20 protein-coding genes are annotated in these 22,671 nt (G+C 69.7%); 5 read left to right on the plus strand and 15 right to left on the minus strand.

Annotated features, from left to right (window positions below):
- The first annotated feature begins 130 nt into the window (after window positions 1–130).
- The gene (locus tag EP757_RS01505) at window positions 131–991 is read left to right on the plus strand and encodes a peptidylprolyl isomerase (RefSeq protein WP_127542416.1); all 861 of its coding nucleotides are present in this window, start codon (window positions 131–133) and stop codon (window positions 989–991) included.
- 92 nt (window positions 992–1,083) lie between these two features.
- A complete protein-coding gene (locus EP757_RS01510; RefSeq protein WP_127554032.1) occupies window positions 1,084–1,911 on the plus strand; it encodes a peptidylprolyl isomerase in 828 nt (275 codons plus the stop codon).
- A gap of 164 nt (window positions 1,912–2,075) precedes the next feature.
- Here EP757_RS01510 and EP757_RS01515 read toward each other — a convergent pair whose 3' ends face one another.
- From EP757_RS01515 to ruvC, 8 genes are all read right to left on the minus strand, one after another.
- The gene (locus EP757_RS01515) at window positions 2,076–4,502 is read right to left on the minus strand and encodes a bifunctional (p)ppGpp synthetase/guanosine-3',5'-bis(diphosphate) 3'-pyrophosphohydrolase (protein ID WP_127542417.1); all 2,427 of its coding nucleotides are present in this window, start codon (window positions 4,500–4,502) and stop codon (window positions 2,076–2,078) included.
- 159 nt (window positions 4,503–4,661) lie between these two features.
- Window positions 4,662–5,192 carry an adenine phosphoribosyltransferase gene (locus EP757_RS01520; RefSeq protein WP_127542418.1) on the minus strand — a complete coding sequence of 177 codons (531 nt, stop codon included), beginning with the start codon at window positions 5,190–5,192 and terminating at the stop codon, window positions 4,662–4,664.
- A gap of 57 nt (window positions 5,193–5,249) precedes the next feature.
- A complete protein-coding gene (gene secF, locus EP757_RS01525; RefSeq protein WP_127542419.1) occupies window positions 5,250–6,419 on the minus strand; it encodes a protein translocase subunit SecF in 1,170 nt (389 codons plus the stop codon).
- A gap of 2 nt (window positions 6,420–6,421) precedes the next feature.
- Complete coding sequence (secD, locus tag EP757_RS01530; RefSeq protein ID WP_127542420.1) at window positions 6,422–8,329, minus strand: protein translocase subunit SecD; 1,908 nt, start codon at window positions 8,327–8,329, stop codon at window positions 6,422–6,424.
- Between the two features lie 157 nt (window positions 8,330–8,486).
- Window positions 8,487–8,864 (minus strand): preprotein translocase subunit YajC, encoded by a 378-nt coding sequence (gene yajC, locus EP757_RS01535; protein ID WP_127542421.1) that lies wholly within the window; start codon window positions 8,862–8,864, stop codon window positions 8,487–8,489.
- Window positions 8,865–9,010: 146 nt separating this feature from the next.
- Window positions 9,011–10,048, minus strand: coding sequence for a Holliday junction branch migration DNA helicase RuvB (gene ruvB, locus EP757_RS01540; protein WP_127542422.1), 1,038 nt, complete (start codon window positions 10,046–10,048; stop codon window positions 9,011–9,013).
- Window positions 10,045–10,641 carry a Holliday junction branch migration protein RuvA gene (gene ruvA / locus EP757_RS01545; RefSeq protein WP_127542423.1) on the minus strand — a complete coding sequence of 199 codons (597 nt, stop codon included), beginning with the start codon at window positions 10,639–10,641 and terminating at the stop codon, window positions 10,045–10,047. Before ruvA ends, ruvB begins: the two co-directional genes overlap by 4 nt.
- Window positions 10,638–11,162, minus strand: a complete 525-nt coding sequence (gene ruvC / locus EP757_RS01550; protein WP_127554033.1) for a crossover junction endodeoxyribonuclease RuvC — start codon at window positions 11,160–11,162, stop codon at window positions 10,638–10,640. Before ruvC ends, ruvA begins: the two co-directional genes overlap by 4 nt.
- 98 nt (window positions 11,163–11,260) lie before the next feature.
- On the opposite strand from ruvC, the gene EP757_RS01555 reads away from it, so the two are divergent.
- Window positions 11,261–11,788 (plus strand): hypothetical protein, encoded by a 528-nt coding sequence (locus tag EP757_RS01555; RefSeq protein ID WP_127542424.1) that lies wholly within the window; start codon window positions 11,261–11,263, stop codon window positions 11,786–11,788.
- A gap of 3 nt (window positions 11,789–11,791) precedes the next feature.
- Here EP757_RS01555 and EP757_RS01560 read toward each other — a convergent pair whose 3' ends face one another.
- Together EP757_RS01560 and pdxT are read right to left on the minus strand one after the other, a co-directional pair.
- Window positions 11,792–12,547 (minus strand): YebC/PmpR family DNA-binding transcriptional regulator, encoded by a 756-nt coding sequence (locus tag EP757_RS01560; protein ID WP_127542425.1) that lies wholly within the window; start codon window positions 12,545–12,547, stop codon window positions 11,792–11,794.
- 15 nt (window positions 12,548–12,562) lie between these two features.
- Entirely contained in the window at window positions 12,563–13,168 is a 606-nt protein-coding gene (gene pdxT, locus EP757_RS01565; RefSeq protein WP_127542426.1) for a pyridoxal 5'-phosphate synthase glutaminase subunit PdxT, read from the minus strand.
- A 119-nt stretch (window positions 13,169–13,287) separates the two neighbouring features.
- Here pdxT and pdxS point away from each other — a divergent pair, with 119 nt between their 5' ends.
- Complete coding sequence (gene pdxS, locus EP757_RS01570) at window positions 13,288–14,184, plus strand: pyridoxal 5'-phosphate synthase lyase subunit PdxS (RefSeq protein ID WP_127542427.1); 897 nt, start codon at window positions 13,288–13,290, stop codon at window positions 14,182–14,184.
- A gap of 1,786 nt (window positions 14,185–15,970) precedes the next feature.
- On the opposite strand, the gene EP757_RS01575 is transcribed toward pdxS, so the two are convergent.
- From EP757_RS01575 to pgsA, 4 genes are read right to left on the minus strand one after another with little or no spacing between them, the layout of a single operon-like run.
- Window positions 15,971–16,531: a hypothetical protein gene (locus EP757_RS01575; protein ID WP_127542428.1), complete on the minus strand. Its 561-nt coding sequence runs from the start codon at window positions 16,529–16,531 to the stop codon at window positions 15,971–15,973.
- A 43-nt stretch (window positions 16,532–16,574) separates the two neighbouring features.
- The gene (locus tag EP757_RS01580; protein WP_127542429.1) at window positions 16,575–17,711 is read right to left on the minus strand and encodes a glycosyltransferase family 4 protein; all 1,137 of its coding nucleotides are present in this window, start codon (window positions 17,709–17,711) and stop codon (window positions 16,575–16,577) included.
- A 10-nt stretch (window positions 17,712–17,721) separates the two neighbouring features.
- Window positions 17,722–18,588 carry a phosphatidylinositol mannoside acyltransferase gene (locus EP757_RS01585; RefSeq protein ID WP_127542430.1) on the minus strand — a complete coding sequence of 289 codons (867 nt, stop codon included), beginning with the start codon at window positions 18,586–18,588 and terminating at the stop codon, window positions 17,722–17,724.
- The gene (gene pgsA / locus EP757_RS01590) at window positions 18,585–19,193 is read right to left on the minus strand and encodes a phosphatidylinositol phosphate synthase (RefSeq protein ID WP_127542431.1); all 609 of its coding nucleotides are present in this window, start codon (window positions 19,191–19,193) and stop codon (window positions 18,585–18,587) included. Before pgsA ends, EP757_RS01585 begins: the two co-directional genes overlap by 4 nt.
- A gap of 142 nt (window positions 19,194–19,335) precedes the next feature.
- On the opposite strand from pgsA, the gene EP757_RS01595 reads away from it, so the two are divergent.
- Window positions 19,336–21,486: an elongation factor G-like protein EF-G2 gene (locus tag EP757_RS01595; protein ID WP_127542432.1), complete on the plus strand. Its 2,151-nt coding sequence runs from the start codon at window positions 19,336–19,338 to the stop codon at window positions 21,484–21,486.
- Here the strand turns inward: EP757_RS01595 and EP757_RS01600 are convergent.
- Entirely contained in the window at window positions 21,479–22,630 is a 1,152-nt protein-coding gene (locus EP757_RS01600) for an FAD-dependent monooxygenase (RefSeq protein ID WP_127542433.1), read from the minus strand. The two genes, EP757_RS01595 and EP757_RS01600, sit on opposite strands and share 8 nt — an antisense overlap.
- Window positions 22,631–22,671: the final 41 nt, after the last annotated feature.

Consider the following 22,671-nt stretch of genomic DNA (forward strand, 5'->3'; position numbering starts at 1 on the left):
ACTTCAGGTGCGGAATCGTAACGAGCCTAGCTGGGCGGGCGCACACCACTTTCTCAGCGGGTACCCGTACACTCTTGCGGGCGTGTGGCGTGCCGCACCCCTTGACATACACAGGGAAGGACAGCGTTCGGTGGCTCCCAGCAAGGACCGGCAGCGCAGACTCGCGCGGGCGAAATTCGACCGGCAACAAGCCCGCCGAGCCGAGCGCGAGCGCCGCCGTCGCCGGATCACGGCAGGCGTCGGCACCGGCCTCGCGGTGCTACTGATCATCGCCGGTGTGGCCTGGGCCGGCGGCGCCTTCGACAGCGACGAGGCCACCGAGACCGAGGCCGGCGACATCTGTCTCTGGACCCCGCAGGACGCGGCGACGAACACCGATCTCAAGGAGGTCGGGACTCCGCCCACCAAGGACATTCCCGAGACCGGCACCGAGACCATGACGATCACCACCGACAAGGGTGACCCGATCGTCGTGAGCATGGACGTGGAGAACGCGACCTGCGCGGCAGCCAGTTTCACGTACCTCGCGGGCAAGCAGTTCTTCGACAACACCACGTGCCACGAGATCACCGCCGAGGGCGCGGTTCGCTGCGGTGACCCGAGCGGGACCGGCAACGGCGGCCCGACGTACAGCTTCTACGACGAGAACCTGCCGGCGGGCGCTCCCGAGCCCTCGCCCAGCGCGAGCGCTCCCGCCGACGCCGAGGTGACCTACCCCAAGGGGACGGTCGCGATGATCGGCAACCCGAAGGGCAGCAACGGCAGCCAGTTCCTCGTGTTCTTCAAGGACTACACCGCGGCCGACCCGGCGTACTCGGTCGTCGGCACGGTCACCGGCGGTCTCGGCACCGTCGAGAAGATCGGCAAGATCCCCACGGTCGAGAGCGAGACCGGTGACAAGGTCACGCCCAAGGAGAAGATCACCATCAAGAGCCTGACCGTCGGCGCGGCCGCCTCGGTGGCTCCCTCAGCTAGCGCGGCCCAGTCGTGAGCGCGCCGGACGATTCGCAGAACGGGAACGACATAGACGTGAGCGACGCAGACGTGAGTGCGCCGGATGAGACCAGCAGCGGGAGGGACGACGTGACGTCGACCAAGGACCGGCAGCGCGCGGCGGCGCGGGCCCGGCTCGAGAAGGAGATGGCCGAGCGGGCCACCGCGGCGCGCAAGCGCCGCCGCCAGCGGGCGATCATCGGTTCCGCGCTGGCCGTGGTGGTCATCGCGGGCGTGGCCTTCGTCCTGGTGAACCAGCTGAAGGACGACGACAAGTCGACCGAGGCCGGCGCACCGGCCGCCGGCACGGTCGCCTGCTCCTGGACCCCGGCGGACGAGTCCACCGGCGGCAAGGTCAAGGACGTCGGCACCCCGCCGACCACCGTGCCCAACGTCGGCACCAGCACGCTCACCTTCGACACCAACCTCGGCAAGATCAGCGCCACGATCGATCTCACCAAGGCCCCCTGCACCGGCGCCAGCTTCAAGCACCTGGCCGAGGCGAAATTCCTCGACAACACCAAGTGCCACCGCCTGGTCAACGAGGACTCGTTCAAGGTCCTGCAGTGCGGCGACCCGTTCGCCACCGGCAAGGGATACCGCGACACCGACGGCACCGGCGGCCCCAGCTACACCATGGCCGAGGAGAACCTGCCGACCGACACCGCCAACCCGTACCCGGCGGGCTCGATCGCGATGGCCAACACCGGCCAGGCCGGCAGCACCGGCAGCCAGTTCTTCATCTGCTCGGAGGACACCCAGCTGTCGCCGAACTACACGCTGCTCGGCACCATCACCGAGGGCCTCGACATCGTGAAGGACGTCGTGAAGGCGGGCGACGACGGCGCGTTCGACTCCTCCGCGGGCGGCGGCCACCCGAAGAAGGAACTCGGCATCAAGACCATGACGGTCAGCTGACAGCTCGCGTTGGTGACGGTTTTGGGGCTGGGATGACCCACTCCGGGCGGTCAGACTTGATCCCTGCGTGGGTCATCCCAGCCCCAAAACCTTGCCTTTTGATCGTCCTTAGACAGCAAAAAGGCGGCTTCCGTACTTTCCGTACGGGAGCCGCCTTTTTGCTGTCAGGCTCCTGAGGTCACGCGGTAGGCGTCGAAGACGCCGTCGACCTTGCGGACGGCCGCTACCAGGTGGCCCAGGTGTTTCGGGTCGGCCATCTCGAAGGTGAAGCGGCTCACCGCCACCCGGTCACGGGTCGTGGTGACGGTGGCGGAGAGGATGTTCACCCGCTCCTCGGACAGCACCCGGGTCACATCGGCCAGCAGTTTGTGCCGGTCGAGCGCCTCCACCTGGATCGCCACCAGGAACGTGGACGCCGACGTCGGCTTCCAACTCACCTCGACGACCCGCTCCTCCTGCTCGCGCAGATCTTGAGCGTTGGCGCAGTCCTGCCGGTGCACGCTCACGCCGCCGGACCGGGTGACGAAACCGAACACGTCGTCGCCGGGAACCGGGGTGCAGCAGCGGGCGAGTTTCACCCAGACGTCCGAGACGCCCTTCACCACGACGCCCGGATCCTGCGCGGAGCTGCGGTTACGCGGCGGGCGGGTCGCGACGGCGGTTTCGGCGATGTCCTCGACCGCGCCCTCTTCACCACCGAAACCAGCGACCAGTTTCTGTACGACGGACTGCGCCGAGGTGGCGTTCTCCCCGACCGCGGCATACAGCGAGGCCACGTCGGGCAGATGCAGGTCGCGCGCGATCGTCGTGAGATTCTCACTCGTCAGCATGCGCTGCAGGGGCAGACCCTGTTTGCGCATCGCCTTGACGATCGCTTCCTTGCCGTCCTCGATCGCCTCTTCGCGGCGTTCCTTGTTGAAGTACTGCCGGATCTTGGTGCGGGCGCGCGGGCTCTTGACGAACCCGAGCCAGTCCTGCGTCGGGCCGGCCGTGGCCGATTTCGACGTGAAGATCTCGATGACGTCGCCGTTGGAAAGCGTCGACTCGAGCGGGACGAGCTTGCCGTTCACCCGGGCGCCGATGCACTTGTGCCCGACCTCGGTGTGCACCGCGTACGCGAAGTCGACGGGTGTGGAACCCGTCGGCAGCGGGATGACGTCGCCCTTCGGCGTGAAGACGTAGACCTCCTGGCTGGAGAGGTCGAAGCGCAACGCGTCCAGGAACTCGGACGGGTCGCTCGCCTCCCGCTGCCAGTCGAGCAGCTGCCGCAGCCAGGTCATCTCGTCGATGTGCGCCGGCGGGCCGACGATCGTCGCGCCCTTCTGCTCCTTGTACTTCCAGTGCGCGGCGATGCCGAACTCCGCCGTGCGGTGCATGGCGAACGTGCGGATCTGCATCTCGACCGGCTTGCCGGTCGGGCCGATGACCGTCGTGTGCAACGACTGGTACATGTTGAATTTCGGCATCGCGATGTAGTCCTTGAACCGGCCCGGCACCGGCTGCCAGTTCGCGTGGATGACGCCCAGCGCGGCATAGCAGTCGCGGACCGTGTCGACCAGGATGCGGACGCCGACCAGGTCGTAGATGTCGTTGAAGTCGCGGCCCCGCACGATCATCTTCTGATAGATCGAGTAGAGGTGCTTGGGGCGGCCGGTCGTCTCGGCCTTGATCTTCGCCGACTTGAGGTCGAGGCTGACCCGGTTCGTCACCTGGCGCAGCAGGGCCTCACGCTGCGGCTGGTGCTCCCCGATCAGGCGGTTGATCTCTTCGAACCGCTTGGGGAAGAGCGTGCCGAACGCGAGGTCTTCCAGCTCCCACTTGATCGTGTTCATACCGAGGCGGTGGGCCAGCGGCGCCAGGATCTCGAGGGTCTCCTTCGCCTTCTGCTCCTGCTTGGCGCGGGGCAGGAAGGTGAGCGTGCGCATGTTGTGCAGCCGGTCGGCCAGCTTGATGACCAGGACCCGTGGGTCCTTCGCCATGGCGACCACCATCTTGCGGATGGTCTCGGCCTTCGCCGCGTCGCCGAGTTTCACCCGGTCGAGCTTCGTCACGCCGTCGACCAGCAGCGCCACCTCGGCGCCGAAGTCGTTGCGCATCTGGTCGAGGCCGTAGTCGGTGTCCTCGATCGTGTCGTGCAGCAGCGCCGCGACCAGCGTCGTGGTGTCCATGCCCAGGTTGGCCAGGATGGTCGCCACGGCGAGGGGATGCGTGATGTACGGATCGCCGGACTTGCGGTATTGCCCGGAATGCCAGCGGGCGGCCACGTCGAACGCCTTCTGCAGCGCGCGGGCATCCGCCTTGGGGTGCGACGCGCGGTGTGTGGCGATCAGTGGCTCGAGAACCTCGCTGACCTGCGTGCTCTGCCAGGGCGCGTTGAACCGGGCGAGCCGGGCGCGGACGCGCCGGCCGGTAGGCGCGCTGGCCAGACCGAAGCCGCTGACCGGGGTGTCCTCCGGCGCCAGGGGCTGTGTGGTCTCCAGGTCACCGTCGGGCTTGTTGTCGTCGGGCGGCGTGGCATCGCCTTCGCCGTTCCGCGAGTTCTGGGTCGGCTGCACCGTGCCCTCCGCCGGAGGGGCGACGTCGCTGGACACCGGCCTCCTCACACCTTCGCCAGGAACCGGCTCAGATTGCCGGCTCATGCCAGGGTTGGTCACCTTGGACCGCCCATCTTACCCGCACCGCCCTGCCGGATGGCCCGGCCGAACCTACGAATAGGCAGGGCCGACCGGGCGAAGAACATCGAAGTCGGATCAAACGGTCAGCAGCGCGTGTACCGACCGGGGGCTCAGGCGCTGCCGGCCGTCGAGGAAACCCAGCTCCATCAGCACCGTGAAGCCCGCGATGATTCCCCCGGCCCGTTCGATCAGGTCGAGGGTTGCCTCCGCCGTGCCGCCCGTGGCGAGCACGTCGTCGACCACCAGGACGCGCTGTCCTGGCTCGAACGCGCCCTCGCTGACCTCCAGGGTGGCCTCACCGTATTCGAGCGCGTACGAGGCGGAGAAGGCCGGGCGCGGCAGCTTGCCGGCCTTGCGCACCGGGACGATCCCGGCGCCGGTGGCGTAACCGATCGCGGCCGCCATCAGGAACCCGCGGGCCTCGATCCCGGCCACCACGTCGAAGTCGTCGTGGTGCGCGATGATCCCGTCGATCACCCGTTTGAAGGCGGGGCCGTCACCGAAGAGCGGCATCAGATCCTTGAAGACGATGCCGGGCTTCGGGAAGTCCAGCACGTCGACGGTGCCCCCGGCGACGAGCTCGGCCAGTTCTTTCTCAGTGGTCACGGGTGGACAGCCTAACGGCCCGCCATCAGCGAGGATGACGGGCCGTTCAGCGTTTGCTCAGCGACGCTTGCCGGGCCGGTTGCCGGCGCCGCCACCACGGTTGGTGGTGTTGCGCTTGGCGGCCGGGCGGGCGCCGGGACGCGGGGTGGTGCCGGCGAACGCCGGTACCTCGTCCGGGTCGGCGGCCGAGCGGGTCCGCTCCGGGCGCGGGGCGACGTCGTCCGAGCGGCTCGCGCGGCGCGCCAGCACCCGGGCGTTGTGCGCCTTGATCTTCGGCTCGCGGTCCTTGAGCGCGCTCAGCACCGGGGCGGCGAACACGATCGAGGAGATGACGCCGAAGCCCATGCCGACGAAGAGCACCAGGCCGAGGTCCTTCAGCGTGCCCGCCCCGAAGAGGCCGGCGCCGATGAAGAGCAGGCCGCCGACCGGCAGCAACGCCACCAGACCGGTGTTGAGCGAGCGCATCAGCGTCTGGTTCACGGCGAGGTTGGTGGCCTCGGCGTAGGTGCGGGAGCTGCCGGCCGTGATGCCCCGGGTGTTCTCCTGCACCTTGTCGAAGACCACGACCACGTCATAGAGCGAGTAGCCGAGGATCGTCAGGAAGCCGATCACCGTGGAGGGCGTGACCTCGAAGCCGACCAGCGAGTAGACACCCGCGGTCAGGATCAGGTCGAGCATCAGCGACGCCAGCGCGGCGACCGCCATCCGCCACTCGAACCGGACGATCAGGTACGCGCAGACCAGCACCAGGAAGACGACCAGGCCCAGCACGGCCTTCTCGGTGACCGCGCCACCCCAGGCCGCCGAGACCTGGTTGTCGCTCACCTGGTCGGCGGTGACGCCCAGGTCGCTGACCAGGGCCGTCTTGACCTGCTCGCTCTCCGAGGTGGTCATCGCCGAGGTGCGGACCCGGAAGAACGAGTCGTCGCCGTTGCCGACCTGCTGGGCCGCGAGGACCTCGGCGTCCGGCACGACCGAGTGGACCGCCTGAGCGACCACGTCGCCCGCCTGGTCCTGGTTGAGCGTCTGGCTGCTGGTCGTGGCCGGGACGATGAACTCGTTGCCGCCGGCGAACTCGATGCCGAGCTGGAAGCCCCGGATCGCGATGCTGCCGATCGAGATGATCACGATGGCGATCGCGGCGACGAACCACATCTTCCGGCGGCCGACGATGTTGATGTTCGCTTCGCCCGTGTAGAGGCGAGCGGCAAGCCCGGAACTAGCCATGGTCAGGCCTCCTTAACATCGGTCCGGTTGCGCAGGACGCGCCCGAGACCACTGACCCGCGGCGACAGGAACGCCTTGGTGCTCGCGAGCATCGTCATGATCGGGTGCCGGAAGAGGAACACGACGACGAGGTCGAGAACGGTCGACAGACCCAGCGCGAACGCGAAGCCCTGCACCGCGCCGATCGACACGATGTAGAGCACGACCGCACACAGGATGGTGATGGTGTTCGCCGAGATGATCGTCCGGCGGGCGCGGTGCCAGGCACGCGGGACGGCGCTCCGCGGGGTCCGGCCCTCGTGGATCTCGTCCTTCAGGCGTTCGAAGTAGATGACGAACGAGTCCGCGGCCACACCCAACGACACGATGAAACCGGCGATACCGGCCAGGGTCAGGGTGTAGCCCAGGGTCCGGCCGAGGAACACCAGCGCGCCGAAGGTCAGCAGCGCCGAGAGCCCGAGGCTCAGGAAGATGACCGAGCCGAGCAGGCGGTAGTAGAAGAACGCGTAGATCGCGACCAGGCCCATGCCGATCGCGGCGGCGAGCAGACCCGCCTCGAGCTGCTGCAGGCCGAGGGTCGCCGAGACGGTCTGCGCCGGGCCGGCCTCGAAGGTCACCGGGATGGCGCCGAAGTTCAGCTGGTCGGCGAGCTCCTTGGCGGAGGCCGCGGTGAAGTCACCGGTGATCTGCGACTGGCCGCTCAGCACGCCCTGGATCTGCGGCGCCGAGAGGATCGACTTGTCCAGCACCACGGCGACGGCGCAGTGGTCGGCCGTGCCGTAGAGCGACTGCACCGCGACGAAGCACGGGTCGGTGCTGGTGGCGTTGAACGCCGTCCGGGTCAGCTCGGTCCACTTGGTCTGGCCCTCGCTGGTGAAGTCGAGGGAGACGACCCACTGGTTCTGGGTCTGGTCCAGCTGCGGGCTGGCCTCCTTGATGTCGTCACCGACGACCTTGGCCTTGTCCAGCTTGACCTTGGCGCCGCCCTGGTAGCACGCGACGACCTCGGCGTTCACGTCGTCGATCGCGCCGTTCGGCCGGGCGTCGAGCTGCGAGCAGCTGATCGTCGGCACGTTGAACTGCATGGCCGGGGTGAGCGCGTTCACCTCGGCGCCGGTCAGCTGCGCGAAGGCCTTGTAGGGCAGGCCGGCCTCGGCGTCGGTGGAGAGGTCGACCGGCGCGGTCAGCTTCTCGGCCTGGGCCCAGACCTTGTCGCCGACCTTCTTCTTCGCGGAGGCGAGCAGCTCCTCCTTCGTCGCGTTCTTCTGCGACGGGTCGGCGGCTGGCGCGGCCGCGGGAGCGGGAGCGGACGCCTCGGGGGTGGCGGACGGCGCGGCACTCGGCTCGGTCGACGGCGCGGGAGCGCCACCGCCCTGACCACCGGTCGGCGCCGACGGCTGCGAGGTGACCGCGGGGGCCTCACCGGAAGCCGCGGCCGACGGGGCGGCGCTGCCGCTCGCGGCCGGGGCGGCGCCGGCGGACGCCGAGACGGCCGGCGACGGGGCGGCCGGGTTCAGCGCGGCGGCGGAGACGTCGATCGTCGTGCCGGTCAGCAGGCGGAACCGCATGTTCGCGGCCTGCGACAGGTCCTTGAGCTGGTCGTCGGCCTCACCGGCGAGCGAGACGACGATGGTGTTGTTGCCCTGGATGACCACCTCGGCCTCGGAGACGCCGAGCGCGTTGACCCGGCTCTCGATGATCTGGCGAGCGGTCTCCATGGCCTCCTGGGTCGGCGGCGCGCCCTGCTGCGAGGCGATGTACGTCGCCTGGGTGCCACCGACCAGGTCGAGGCCGAGTTTCGGCTCGAGGCGGTCGGTGAAGCTGCCCTTGGCGCCACCGGCGAAGAAGACCAGCAGATACAGGACGACGAAGACCAGACCGAGCACGCCGAGTTGGCGTCCGGGATGCATCTGTCCCTGTGGTGGTCGTGCCACGGCTTTTGGTCTCCCTGCGTTCGGCCGCGCGTGGGGCACGGCGCCATCTGTCTGGTGGCCGCCGGATTGCGGCCTGACGAACCGGCCCGCCGGCAGAATGACGCCGAGGGCCGGTCCGGTGGTGCGAGTCTGGTCAGTCCTGCTTGCGCGTCTCGATGACCGGGCTCTCCGGCTCGGCCACCTCGGGCTCGTCGGCCGGCACCGGCTCCTCGGAGACCGTACCCGCCTTCGTCAGGACACGAGCGATCGCCGGACGCGCGAACCGCACCTCCACACCCGGCGCCACCTCGAGGGTGACGGTGTCGGCCTCGGCCAGGACGACAGTGCCGTGGAGACCGCCGATCGTGACGATCTCGTCACCGGGGCCCAGGGTGTTCTGCATCTGGAGCGCCTCTTTGCGCCGCTTCTGCTGCGGTCGGATCATGACGAAGTACATGAAGCCGAAGAGCAGAACGAGAATCAGCAGGAACGAATAGTTTCCGCCACCTGCTGCTTGGTCAGCTGCGAACACGAAGAGAGCCTTCCGTAGGCCATCGGCGCGACGATGGGCGAGCGCCGTGGTGCGATGCGTATACCGGTTCGAACGGCGGCGAGTCTAATCGGTCAACCTTGAGATAACGAATGCGGCACACGTCACGTTCGCATCACGAGCAAAACTCACGCGTCCCGGGCGAAGAGGTCACCTTGGAAGACGCCCGGCCGGCCGTCGGCAGGCGGGGTCTTGCCCAGGTGCCGCCAGCCCGCCTCGGTCGCCACCCGGCCGCGGGGCGTGCGCGCCAGCAGGCCGGCGCGCACCAGGAAGGGCTCGCACACCTCCTCGACCGTGTCCGACTGCTCGCCCACCGCGACGGCGAGTGTGGAGAGGCCGACCGGCCCGCCCTTGAACGACTCGATGAGGGCCCGCAGCACGGCCCGGTCCAGCCGGTCCAGGCCGAGCGCGTCGACGTCGTAGACCTTGAGCGCGGCCTTCGCGACGTCCTCGGTCACCACGCCCTCCGCGCGCACCTCGGCGAAGTCCCGGACCCGGCGCAGCAGCCGGTTGGCGATCCGCGGCGTGCCTCGCGAGCGGCCGGCGATCTCGGCGGCGCCCTCCGGGGTGATCGGCACGCCGAGGATCCGGGCCGAGCGGTGCAGCAGCGCGTCCAGGTCGGCCGGGGAGTAGAAGTCGAGGTGCGCCACGAAACCGAACCGGTCACGCATCGGCCCGGAGAGCAGACCGGCGCGGGTGGTCGCGCCGACCAGGGTGAACGGCTCCACGTCGAGCGGGATCGCGGTGGCGCCCGGGCCCTTGCCGACCACCACGTCGACCCGGAAGTCCTCCATGGCGCTGTAGAGCAGCTCCTCGGCCGGCTTCGCGATGCGGTGGATCTCGTCGATGAACAGGACGTCGCCGGGGGCGAGGCCGGTCAGGATCGCGGCCAGGTCGCCGGAGCGCTCGATCACCGGGCCGCTGGTCGTACGGATACCCGTGCCGAGCTCGGCCGCGACGATGTTGGCGAGGGTCGTCTTGCCGAGCCCGGGCGGCCCGGAGAGCAGGATGTGATCGGGCGGCGTCCCCCGGCCCATCGCCCCCTGCAGCAGCAGTTCCAGCTGGTCACGGACGCGGTGCTGGGCGATGAAGTCGGCGAGGCGTTTCGGCCGGACACTGGCTTCCGCGTCCAGTTCCTCGTCCTCGGCGAACGGCGAGACGCTCATCGCGTCTTACCCAGCAGGCGGATCGCCTGGCGCAGCAGGACCGGCACCGGCGGCACCTCGCCGTCGATCGTCTCGGTGACCGCGGCGACCGCCTGGTCGGCCTGCGACGCGGTCCAGCCGAGAGCGAGCACACCCTGGCGCACCTGTTCCTGCCAGCCTCCGGACAGAACGCCCGCCTCGCTGAAGGACCCGACCGGGCCGATCTTGTCCTTGAGCTCGACGATCATCTTCTCGGCGCCGCGCTTGCCGATCCCCGGCACGGCGGTGAGCACCGCGATCTCGCCGCCCGCGATGGCCCGGCGCACCACGTCGGGCTGGTGCACGGCGAGCACCGCCTGAGCGATCCGCGGGCCCACCCCGTTCGCGGTGAGCAGCAGGTCGAAGAGTTGGCGCTCGTCGTCGTCGGCGAAGCCGTAGAGGGTGAGCGAGTCCTCCCGCACGATCAGCGTGGTGGACAGCCGGGCCTCGGCGCCGCTGCGCAGGCCGGCCAGCGTGCCCGGCGTGCAGAAGATCCGCATGCCGACGCCGCCGACCTCGACCACGGCGCTGTCGTGGAAGATCGCGGCGACCACACCGCGGACACTGGCGATCATCTTCTTCTCCCGCGGGCGATGAGGGCGGCGGCTTCCAGCTTCGCGCGGGTCCCGCCGCGCCAGATGTGGCAGATGGCGATGGCGATGGCGTCCGCCGCGTCGGCCGGCTTGGGCGGCGCGTCGAGCCGCAGCAACCGGGTCACCATAGCGGTGACCTGTTTCTTGTCGGCCGTGCCGGAGCCGGTGACGGCCGCCTTGACCTCGCTCGGCGTGTAGGTCTGCACCGGCAGCCCGGCCCGCGCCCCCGCCAGGATCGCGATGCCGCTGGCCTGCGCGGTGCCCATCACCGTACGTGCGTTGTGCTGCGAGAACACCCGCTCGACGGCGACACTGTCCGGAGCGTGCTCAGCCACCAGCGCGGTCAGTGAACGGTCCAGGTTGAGCAGCCGGTCGGCGAGGTCCTCGTCCGGCTCGCTGCGGATCACGTGGTAGGCGATCAGCTTGCCCGGCCGCCCCGGCATCCCTTCGACGACGCCGACGCCGCACCGCGTCAACCCCGGGTCGATGCCGAGCACCCGCACCACGGACCTCCCCTCGCGAACGTGTGTTCGACACCCTAATACGCGACCGGGTTGCGCCCGCCGCCGACACGCCTCGACGATGGAGGCCGGGAGGTGTCATGTACCTCATCCCGCCGATGGACGACGAACCACCGCCGGAGTTCGTCGCCTTCGTCATGCTGCGCGCCGGTGACCTGCGCGCCGACGCCCTGCGACTGGTCGGGGGCGACACCTCGGCTGCCGAGCGGATCTTCTTGCAGGCACTCACCGAGACGGCCTCGCGCTGGCGGCGGCTGGCGTGGTGGGGGCGCTTCACTCGTACCGATGCGGTGAAATCTTTTATCCGGAAATTCCTGGACAAGAGCACCGAACAGTGGCGGGAAGACCAGATCTACGAGGTCACCGTGACACCGGTGAGCCCGCCGGCGCGGACATCGCGGCCCGGCAGCACTCTCGCCGCCCGCAAGGCCGCCGTCATCGACGGAACGGCCAGGACGTCGCTGGACGCCCTGGCCGATGCCGAGATCGCCTGGGTGCACGCGTGGCGCCGCAGCCAGTGGCGGCACGTCATGCGCCTGGTCGCCGGCGGAGTGCTGCTCGTCGGCGGGATGATCCAGTACTTCAGCTGGCTGAGCACCGGGTACTGACGGTCACTCCTCGTCGAGAGCGGCCAGGATCTCGTCGGAGATGTCGGCGTTCGCGAAGATGTTCTGCACGTCGTCGCAGTCCTCGAGCACGTCGATCAGCTTGAGCACCTTGCGGGCCGCGTCCTCGTCCACCGGCACCGTCATGGTCGGCACCAGCGCGGACTCGGCCGAGTCGTAGTCGATACCGGCGTCCTGCAGCGCGGTCCGCACCTTGACCAGGTCGGTCGGCTCGCTGACCACCTCGAACGCCTCGCCCAGGTCGTTGATCTCCTCGGCGCCCGCGTCGAGCACGGCGAGCATCAGGTCGTCCTCGCTCTGCTCACCCTTCGGGACGATGATCACGCCCTTGCGGTTGAACAGGTACGACACGCTGCCGGCGTCGGCGAACGTGCCGTTGTTGCGGGTCAGCCGGGTGCGCACCTCGGTGGCCGCCCGGTTGCGGTTGTCGGTGAGGCACTCGATCAGCAGCGCCACGCCGTTCGGGCCGTAGCCCTCGTACATGATGGTCTGCCAGTCGGCGCCGCCGGCCTCGAGGCCCGAGCCGCGCTTGACCGCGTTGTCGATGTTGTTGTTCGGGACCGAGCTCTTCTTCGCCTTCTGGATGGCGTCGTAGAGCGTGGGGTTACCCGCCGGGTCGCCACCGCCGGTCCGCGCGGCGACCTCGATGTTCTTGATGAGCTTCGCGAACATCTTGCCGCGCTTGGCGTCGATGACGGCTTTCTTGTGCTTCGTCGTCGCCCATTTGGAGTGGCCGGACATGCGTAACCTCCGTGTCTACCGTGCGGGTGCGGCCTGGCGGACCATCTCGACGAAGTACCGGTGGACACGAAGGTCGCCGGTGAGCTCCGGGTGGAAAGCCGTGGCAAGCAGGTTGCCCTGCCGAACGGCGACAATCCTACCGGCGGCGGGCCCGTCTGCTACGCGGCCCAGCACCCGCACGTCTTCACCGACCTCCTCGACCCACGGCGCGCGGATGAAGATCGCGTGAAAGTCACCGCCCTCGACGTCGTCGACGGTGACCGGCGCCTCGAACGAGTCGACCTGCCGGCCGAACGCGTTACGCCGCACCGTCATGTCGATGCCCTGGAACGACTCCTGGTCGGGCCGGCCGTCCAGGACCGTCGCGGCCAGCATGATCATGCCGGCGCAGGAGCCGTAGACCGGCATCCCGCCGGCGATCCGCTCCCGGATCGGATCGAGCAGGCCGAAGCTGACCGCCAGGTTGCTGATCGCCGTCGACTCGCCGCCCGGGATCACCAGGGCGTCGACGTCCGCCAACTCCTCCGGGCGGCGGACCGGCCGGGCCAGCACGTCCGACTCGGCCAGCGCGGACAGGTGTTCGCGCACGTCGCCCTGCAGGGCCAGCACTCCGATGTTCACGGGGCAACTCTAAGCACGGGCCCTCATGCAGGCCACCAGCAGGTCGATTGGCTATCGGAAGGCCCGTGACCAGTTCGTAGTCTGCCGTTGACACTTCCCCGTCCATTGGAGTCGAGACCATGTCAGAGAACCAGCCCGCCATCGGAACCGCCCGCGTCAAGCGCGGCATGGCGGAGATGCTCAAGGGCGGCGTGATCATGGACGTGGTCAACGCCGAGCAGGCGAAGATCGCCGAGGACGCCGGCGCCGTCGCCGTCATGGCCCTGGAACGGGTGCCCGCCGACATCCGCGCGCAGGGCGGCGTCTCCCGGATGTCCGACCCCGACATGATCGACGGCATCATCAACGCCGTCTCCATCCCGGTCATGGCGAAGGCCCGCATCGGCCACTTCGTCGAGGCCCAGGTGCTGCAGTCGCTCGGTGTCGACTACGTCGACGAGTCCGAGGTGCTGACCCCCGCCGACTTCGCGAACCACATCGACAAGTGGCAGTTCACCGTGCCGTTCGTCTGCGGCGCCACCAACCTGGGCGAAGCGCTGCGCCGCATCACCGAAGGCGCCGCGATGATCCGCAGCAAGGGCGAGGCCGGCACCGGCGACGTCTCGAACGCCACCACCCACATGCGCAAGATCCGGGCCGAGATCCGCCGCCTGCAGAGCCTCCCCGAAGACGAGCTCTTCGTCGCGGCGAAGGAGCTTCAGGCCCCGTACGAACTGGTCAAGGAAGTAGCCGAAGCCGGCAAGCTCCCGGTCGTCCTCTTCACCGCCGGAGGCATCGCCACTCCCGCCGACGCGGCCATGATGATGCAACTCGGCGCCGAGGGCGTCTTCGTGGGCTCCGGCATCTTCAAGTCCGGCAACCCGGCCCAGCGCGCCGCCGCCATCGTCAAGGCCGTCACCTTCCACGACGACCCGGACGTCATCGCCAAGGTCTCCCGCGGCCTGGGCGAAGCCATGGTGGGCATCAACGTCGACGACATCCCGGTCCCCCACCGCCTCGCCGACCGCGGCTGGTGATATCGCGGAAGGCCCTCGTTCCGGCGGGGGCTTTCCCTTTCCCTGTACGCCGCCCGCCCACCGCCCGTCATCTCCCCGCCGGCTCCGCCCCGACCGCAGGCATCCGCGCAGCTCCCGTTGGCCCCGCCACCGCCCAAGGTTCGCAGTTCACCCGGCCCACCGGCGCCGGCGCTCGGCCCCACCGGGTCGCCAGCACCAGATCTTGAGCGACTATGGCCCGCCAGGGGTGAAGGATCGCTCAAGTTCCGCCCCGGCGGCGCCCCCGACGGCGCCCCTCCCGCAGATCTTGAGCGATCCTGGATAGCCGGGGGTCCAGCATCACCCAAGATCTGCATGGGGGCCGAGCGGCGCAGGTGCCCGGCCGTCCGCTGGGACGCCGGCCGGCGCAGGCGCCCGGCCATCCGCTGGGACGCCGGCCGGCGCAGGTGCCCGGCCATCCGCTGGGACGCCGGCCGACGCAGGCGCCCGGCCATCCGCTGGGACGCCGGCCGACGCAGGCGCCCGGCCATCCGCTGGGACGCCGGCCGGCGCAGGTGCCCGGCCTTCCGCAGGGTGCCCGAGCGGCGCGGCCCCGCTCACCGAACCTTGAGCGATCTTCGACGGCCGACGGTCCACCATCACTCAAGATCCGCGGAACGCGCGAAGCGGTATAGGCGTCCCACCGCCACCACCGCCACCACCGCCGACACGGCCGACACGGCCGCCACGGGCACGCCCATCAGATCTTGAGCGATTTCCGACAGTCGGCAGTCCAGCATCACCCAAGATCTGCATGGGGGCCGAGCGGTGCGGCCGTGCTCACCGAATCTTGAGCGATCTTCGACGCTCTACGGTTCGGCATCGCCCAAGATCTGCGGAACACGCGGCCGGCATAGGCACGACCGCTGCCACGGGCACGACCGCCACCACGGACACGCTCGCTCGACCTTGAAGAATCCCCGACTTCCAGCAGTCCAGGAGTGCCCAAGATCTGCGGAACTCGCGGGCCGACACGGGCACCGGGCGCCACCACGCCGCCCCTCCTGCAGATCTTGAGCGATCCTCGACACCCGGTAGTCCAGCATCGCTCAAGATCCGCTGGGACGCGCAGATCGGTGCGGGCACCACCGCCACAACGAGGCTCACCCGACCTTCAGCGATCTTCGATGGCCGGCGGTGCAGCATCACTCAAGATCCGCTCGGACGCGCAGATCAGCGCGGGCACCACCGCCACAACGAGGCTCACCCGACCTTCAGCGATCTTCGATGGCCGGCGGTGCAGCATCGCTCAAGATCTGCAGGAAGGGCGGGGCCGGCGAGACGGCGATGCCCACCAGATCTTGAGGGATCTTTGATGCCCGGCGGTGCAACATCGCTCAAGATTTGCGGGCGGCGAGCGGTGCGACGGCACGACAGCAACGGGGAGGCGGCACGGCGGCGGGCGGCACGGCGGCGGGCGGCACGGCGGCGGGCGGCGGGCGGCACGCAGTGCGGCGGTGCAGGCAGTTCGGCGCACGGTGCGGCGGTGCAGGCAGTGCGGCAGTAGGGCTCGGCAAGCACGAGTTGCAGCAGCGAGGATGCCCTCAGTGGCCGGCCGCGCCACATCGCTGGCGAGGCCCACCGTAGCGATGAGTGGTCGGCGCGGACTCCAACCCCACCGCCAGGACCTCAGCCGGAGGCCTCCTAGACAGCGAGGCCGAAGAAAAAGCGCTCGGGCACGCCGGTGCCCCCGCCGGCGTGCGCCGGGGGAACGTGGCCGCAGGTGTGGTGCGCCACGGGACAACGGTGGTGCGGGTGGTGCGTGCCGCTATCCCCGTACAGGAAAAGGCTCTGGATGTGGGGAATCGGGCGGCGGTGTGGGGCCCGGCACCGACAAGTGCGGGGGCAGGTCCGGCATGACCGGCTCGACGATGTCGAAGTATTCGGGGCGGGGGTGGCGGCGGGCCAGGCGCAGGAGCCGGACCAGGAGACGGCGGCGGGCGCTCAAGGCGTCGCGGACCAGGTCGGTGTGCACCTGGCGGGCCAGGACGACGCGGCGGCTGGTGTTGATGAGCGCGCGGACGGCCTGGTCGGACGGGTCCAGGTCGAGGGCTCGCAGCTGGCGGGTCAGGTCGTTCTCCGCGGACTCGCGGTCGCCCGGCTCGGCGTCCAGGGCCAGCCGGGCAGCCGCGTAGAGCTCCACCCGGTCACCGTGTTCGGCCACCACCGCCGCCGCGGCCGCTCGGCGGACCAGGTGCGCGTCGAGCGCACGCTCAGCGGACTGCGCTCGCGCGTGCAGACGCTCGACCCGTTGAGCGGTCCAGCCGAGGTACGCCGAGAAGATCGCGGCCAGCACGACGACTCCCACCACCCACCACATGCGGGGCATCGTAGTGCCGGATTGTGTCGGACTGATTCTCCCCCGGGCGTGGTCAGGCCCACTCGTCGTCGAAGACGCGCCCGTCGGTGGCCTCGATCGCGGTCGCGTAGACCTCGAGGACCCGGTTGGCCACACTCGGCCAGTCGAACGCCGCGACGACGGTACGCGCGCAGGACGACAGCTCGGCCCGCCGTGCCCGATCATCCAGCAGGTCGCTGAGCAGGGAGGTCAGGGCGTCGGCGTCGCCGTTGGGGAACAGCGCGCCGGCCCGGCCGCCGTCCAGCACCCGGCGGAACGCGTCCAGATCGCTCGCCGCGATCGCCGCACCGGCCGCCATCGCCTCGGTGAGGATCATGCCGAAGCTCTCGCCGCCGGTGTTCGGCGCGACATAGACGTCCACGCTCCGCAACATGCGAGCTTTGTCCGCTTCGGAGACTAATCCAAGAAATTCCACCCGATCGTGCAGAAAATCCGGAATATCCTCATAAAGCTCGTCCTGATCCCCCGGCCCCGCCACCAACAGTCGCAGACCCGGACGCTTGCCGGCCAACTCCACGAACGCGGACCGCAACAGCGGGAACCCCTTACGCGGCTCGGTGAACCGGCCGAGGAATCCCAGAGCGCCATGAGCACCGGGCCACCCGGGCAGCGGCGACGCGGAGGCGAACTTCCGCACCGCCACCCCGTTGGGGATCTCCACGGCCCCGCCGCCGAGGTGTTCCACCTGCACCTTGCGGGCCAGCTCGCTGACCGCGATCCGCGCGGTGATCTTCTCGATCACCGGCTGGAGGAAGCTCTGCAGGCCGGAGAGGGCCCGGGACCTGGTCATCGCGGTGTGGAACGTCGCGACCACCGGGCCGCGGGCGGAGAGCACGGCGAGGAAGGAGAGGCTCGGCGAGAGCGGCTCGTGCACGTGCAGGACGTCGAACTCGCCGTGTTTGAGCCAGCGCCGTACCCGGGCCGTCGACACCGGGCCGAAGGCGATCCGCGCGACCGACCCGTTGTACGGCAGAGGCACCGCGCGGCCCGCCGAGACGACGTAGGCAGGCAGTTCCGCGTCGTCGTCGGCGGGGGCCAGCACGCTCACCTCGTGACCGAGCTCGATCAACGCCTCGGCGAGGTCCATGATGTGGTTCTGCACACCGCCCGGGACGTCGAACGAGTACGGCGAGACGATCCCGATCCGCAATCCAGACCTCCTAGATCCAGAGCCTCTGGAGCATGTGCCAATCCTGCGGATGCTCGGCGATGCCGGCCGCGAACGCGTCGGCGAGCTGCTGCGTGGTGGCCTTCACCCGCTGGTCGAGCGGGCCGTCCGAGGGCGGCGTGATCGGCCGGAGGCGGGCCTCGACACGGGATGCCGAGTACCAGAGGTCGACCGCGTAGATCGGCGCGCCGGTCCGGATCGCGAGGATCGCCGGCCCGGCCGGCATCCGGGTCCGGCCGCCGAAGAACTCCACCTCGACGCCGTTGCGGGACAGGTCCCGGTCGGCCAGCAGCGGCACCACCCAGCCCTCCTGGAGGCGCTCACCGAGGACGTCGAGCGGCGACCGGCCACCACCGGTGAGTGGCACCACGTGCATGCCGAGCCCTTCCCGGTAGTCCAGGAACTGCTTGTAGACGGCCTCCGGCTTGAGCCGCTCGGCCACCGTGATCATCTGCCAGCCGTGCGACACCACCCAGGCGGCGGCCGCGTCCCAGTTCGCCACGTGCGGCAGCGCCAGGACCAGGCCGTTGCCCTCGGCGATCGCCTTCTTCATGAGGCCGTACGACTCCGGCTCCATGAAGAAGCCCTCGAGGAACTGCTGCTTCGACTTGGACGGGAGACGGAACGCCTCCATCCAGTAGCGGGCGTACGAGCGGAGGCCGTCGCGGACCAGGGTGTCCGGCATGTCGTCGCCGACGACCCGGCGCAGGTTGCCGCGCAGGCGCTGGGTGCCCGGGCCGTTCTTCTGATAGGCCCGGTCGGCGGCCGCGGTGAACAACGCGCGGGCGACGCCCTCCGGGAGGGCACGCACGAGACGCCACCCGGCGCTGAAGCCGAGCGCGGTGAGCTGGTCCTTCACGCGGCGACGTCCGACTTGGCCGCGGCGACCAGCCTCTGCAGGACGGTGAAGAGCGACAGCGCGGCCAGCACCCAGAGGGCGGCCGGCAGGCCCCAGTCCACACCGGCGGCGCCGAGCAGACCGCCGACGCCGACGATCAGCAGGCGTTCGAGGCGCTCGGCGATGCCGACGTCGGCGTTCAGGCCGAGGCTCTGGGCGCGAGCCTTCACGTACGACACCACACCACCGGCCACCAGGGCGATCAGGGCGCCGACGACGCCCCACCAGACCCCCTCGGTGGCGAGGTAGTAGGTGACCGCACCGAAGACCGCGCCGTCGGCCAGCCGGTCCATCGACGAGTCGAGCAGGGCGCCGAATTTTCCGTTTCCGCCCCGCATGCGAGCCATTGTGCCGTCGAGCGCATCGGTGAGCGCACAGGCGGTTACGATCACAGTGCCCCAGAAGAGGTGTCCCTGCGATCCGAAGTAGGAGCCGATCAGCACGCCGACGGTTCCGGCGACGGTGACCACGTTGGGCGTGACACCGATCCGGAGCAGGAAACGAGCGACCGGGTTGACGCCGTACGCGACGGCGGCACGGGCCGTAGTTTGAACGATCTTTGCCATGGCCGTCCCACCATATCGGCTCCCCCTCGTGATGGTCGGATCGTCACCATCCGGAACAGTGGTGCTTGCGACCGATATCTCCCCGGGTGTGGGATTCATTGAACAGCGGCGTAACGAAACTGAAACGACGGGAGCGCTCGGCATGGCGCAGAAGACTTCGGAGAAGGGACTCGCCGGCGCCGCCGCGCCGGTGGTGACAGAACCCGGCAGAGTTCGCAACGTGGTGCTGGTGGGCCACTCCGGTTCGGGGAAGACCACGCTGGTCGAGGCGCTGCTCGCGGCGACCGGCACGATCCCCCGGGCCGGCTCGGTGGCGGACGGCACCACGGTGACAGATCACGATCCGGCCGCGGTACGGCAGCAACGCTCGGTGGCGCTGGCGTGCGCGCCACTGCTTCACGACGGGGTGAAGATCAACCTCTTGGACGCGCCCGGGTACGCCGACTTCGTCGGTGAGCTGCGGGCCGGCCTGCGCGCTGCGGACGCGGCGCTCTTCGTCGTCTCGGCGGTCGACGGTGTCGACGACTCCACGGTGGCCCTCTGGGAGGAGTGCGCCGCGGTGGGCATGCCCCGCGCGGTGGCGATCACCCGGCTGGATCACCCGCGGGCCGACTACGAGCAGGCCCTGCAGGACTGCCAGGACGCGTTCGGCGACAACGTGATGCCGATCTACCAGCCGATGCTCGGCGACGACGGCCAGTCGGTGGTCGGCCTGCTCGGGCTGGTCACGCTCCGGGTGCTGGACTACTCGCAGGGCTACCCGCCCCGGACCGGTCAGGTCGAGCCGGCGCACATGAACCCGATCGCCGACGACCGTAACCAGCTCATCGAGGGGATCATCGCGGAGAGCGAGGACGAGACCCTGATGGATCGGTACGTCGCCGGTGAGCTGATCAGCACCGAGGCGCTCGTCCCCGACCTGGAGAAGGCCGTCGCACGCGGCAACTTCTACCCGGTGATCCCGGTCTGCGCCGGCACCGGCGTCGGCCTGGACGCGCTGCTCGACGGCCTGGTCGGTGGCGCTCCCTCGCCGCTGGAGCACGAGCTTCCGGTGGTGACCGGTGTGGACGGCTCCCCCCGCCCGCCGCTGACCTGCGACCCGGACGGCCCGCTGGTGGCCGAGGTGGTGCGGACCACGATCGACCGGCACGTCGGCCGGGTCTCGCTGGTCCGGGTCTTCTCCGGCACCCTGCGACCGGACCAGACGCTGCACGTCTCCGGGCACGGCATGGCCGAGCGCGGCCACCCCGACCACGACGCCGACGAGCGGGTGGCGCACGTCTACTCCCCGCTCGGCGCCCAGCTGCGCGAGGTGGGCGGCTGCATCGCCGGCGACATCTGCGCGATCACCAAGTCGGGCAGCGCGGAGACCGGCGACACGCTCTCCATCAAGGACGATCCGCTGCTCATGGAGCCGTGGTCGATGCCGGAGCCGCTGCTGCCGATCGCCGTGGTGGCGAAGACCCGCTCCGACGAGGACGCTCTCGCCAAGAACCTCGCCCGGCTCGTCGCCGGCGACCCGACGCTGCGCCTGGAGCGCAACCCGGAGACCCACCAGCTGGTGCTCTGGACGATGGGCGAGTCGCACGCCGACGTCGTCCTCGATCGGCTCCGCGCGGGCGGCGTCGAGCTGGACACCGAGCCGGTGAAGGTGGCGCTGCGGGAGACCTTCGGCGCCGGTTCGCAGGGGCACGGCCGGCACGTCAAGCAGTCCGGCGGCCACGGTCAGTACGCGGTCTGTGACATCAAGGTGGAGCCGCTCCCCCGCGGTGAGGGTTTCCAGTTCGTGGACAAGGTGGTCGGTGGCGCGGTCCCGCACAACTACATCCCCTCGGTGGAGAAGGGCGTCCGCGCCCAGCTGGAGAAGGGCCTGGTCGCCGGCTATCCGGTGGTGGACCTGCGGGTGACCCTCTACGACGGGAAGGCGCACAGCGTCGACTCGTCCGACGCGGCCTTCCAGACGGCCGGCGCGCTCGCCCTGCGCGCGGCCGCCGAGAGCGGCCAGATCACCCTGCTGGAGCCGGTCGACGAGATCGTCGTGAAGGTGCCGGACACCTATGTCGGCTCGGTGATGAGCGATCTGTCCGGCAGGCGTGGCCGGCCGATGGGCAGCGAGTCCGACGGGGACGCGAGCCTGGTCCGCGCCGAGGTGCCGGCGACCGAGCTCGTGCGGTACGCCGTGGAGCTGCGCGCGCTGACCTCCGGGACGGGCACGTTCACCAGGCATTACGTCCGGCACGAGCCGATGCCGGCGCACCTGGCCGACGCGGCCCGCAAGGAACACGTCAGATAGTGATGGCGTTGGCCGCCTCGTGCATCGGCGCGAGCACCTTGTCGATCACCTGCTCCTTGCGCGGGTGGAACCTCAGGGTGCGCATGCCGTAATTACGGAAGCCGATCGCGAGGCGGCTCCCCGGCACCATGTCCTTCGCCATCTTGCGGCCGAAGATCAAGTTCTTTTCGACGTACGGCCGGAGCACCCGCTCGTAGCCCTCCACTCCACCACCGTTCGTCAGCTGGTCGGCGAGCACATAGGCGCCGACCAGGGCGAGGCTGGTCCCCTGGCCGGCGGCCGGTGACGGGCAGTACCCCGCGTCGCCGAGCAGCACGACCCGGCCGGCCGAGTACCTCGGCGCGTGCACCTGGCTCAGCGAGTCGAAGTAGAAGTCGGGCGCGTCGCCGAGCGCGGCCAGGAACGCGTCACTGCGCCATCCGCGACCGGCGAAGGCGGCCCGGAGCAGGTCCTTCTGCGCCTCCGTGTCCCTTCGGTCGTAGTCGAGCGGACCGGACGCGAACGTCATGCCGACCTTCGCGGGCTGATCGGGGCCCATCGCATAAGTGAAGATCAGCCGGCCGGGCTCGGTGTACATGATCTCGTCACGGTCGATGCCCAGGTCGTTGGGGACGTCGAAGATGGAGATGTATGCGCCCAGATGGTCGATCCTCGCCTCGGGCATGACCAGCCGCCGGGTCGACGAGTTCAATCCGTCCGCGGCGACGATGACGTCGAAGTCCTCTACCCGGCCACTCGCGAAGGTGACCGTTTCATCGGATATCTCGGAAATGGAGTCACCGAACCGCACGTCCACCCCGGCCGCGTCATGGAGCAGCCGCCCCAGTTCGCCGCGCATGATCTCCAGGTCGTCACCCCGCCGGCCCATCAGCAGGTCGGCCGGCAGTGCCGCGATCCTCTTGCCGGCCTTGTCGACATAGGTGACCTGCCGCATCCCGGTGTCCAGCTCCTTGGCTGCGGCGTGCAGGCCCATCCTGTGCAGCACGGTCGTGGCCGCGCCGCGCACGTCCACCTTGTAGCCACCGGCCCGCAGCGCCGGCGCCCGCTCCACGACCGTGACGTCCCACCCCGCCCGGACCAGCCAGAACGCCAGCGCCGGACCCGCGACACCCGAACCCGAAATCAACACCTTGCGATTCGTCATGCCTGAACTATACAAACGTCTTATACGTTTGTATAGAAGTT

The sequence above is a fragment of the Actinoplanes sp. OR16 genome (assembly GCF_004001265.1).
Classification (GTDB): Bacteria; Actinomycetota; Actinomycetes; order Mycobacteriales; family Micromonosporaceae; genus Actinoplanes.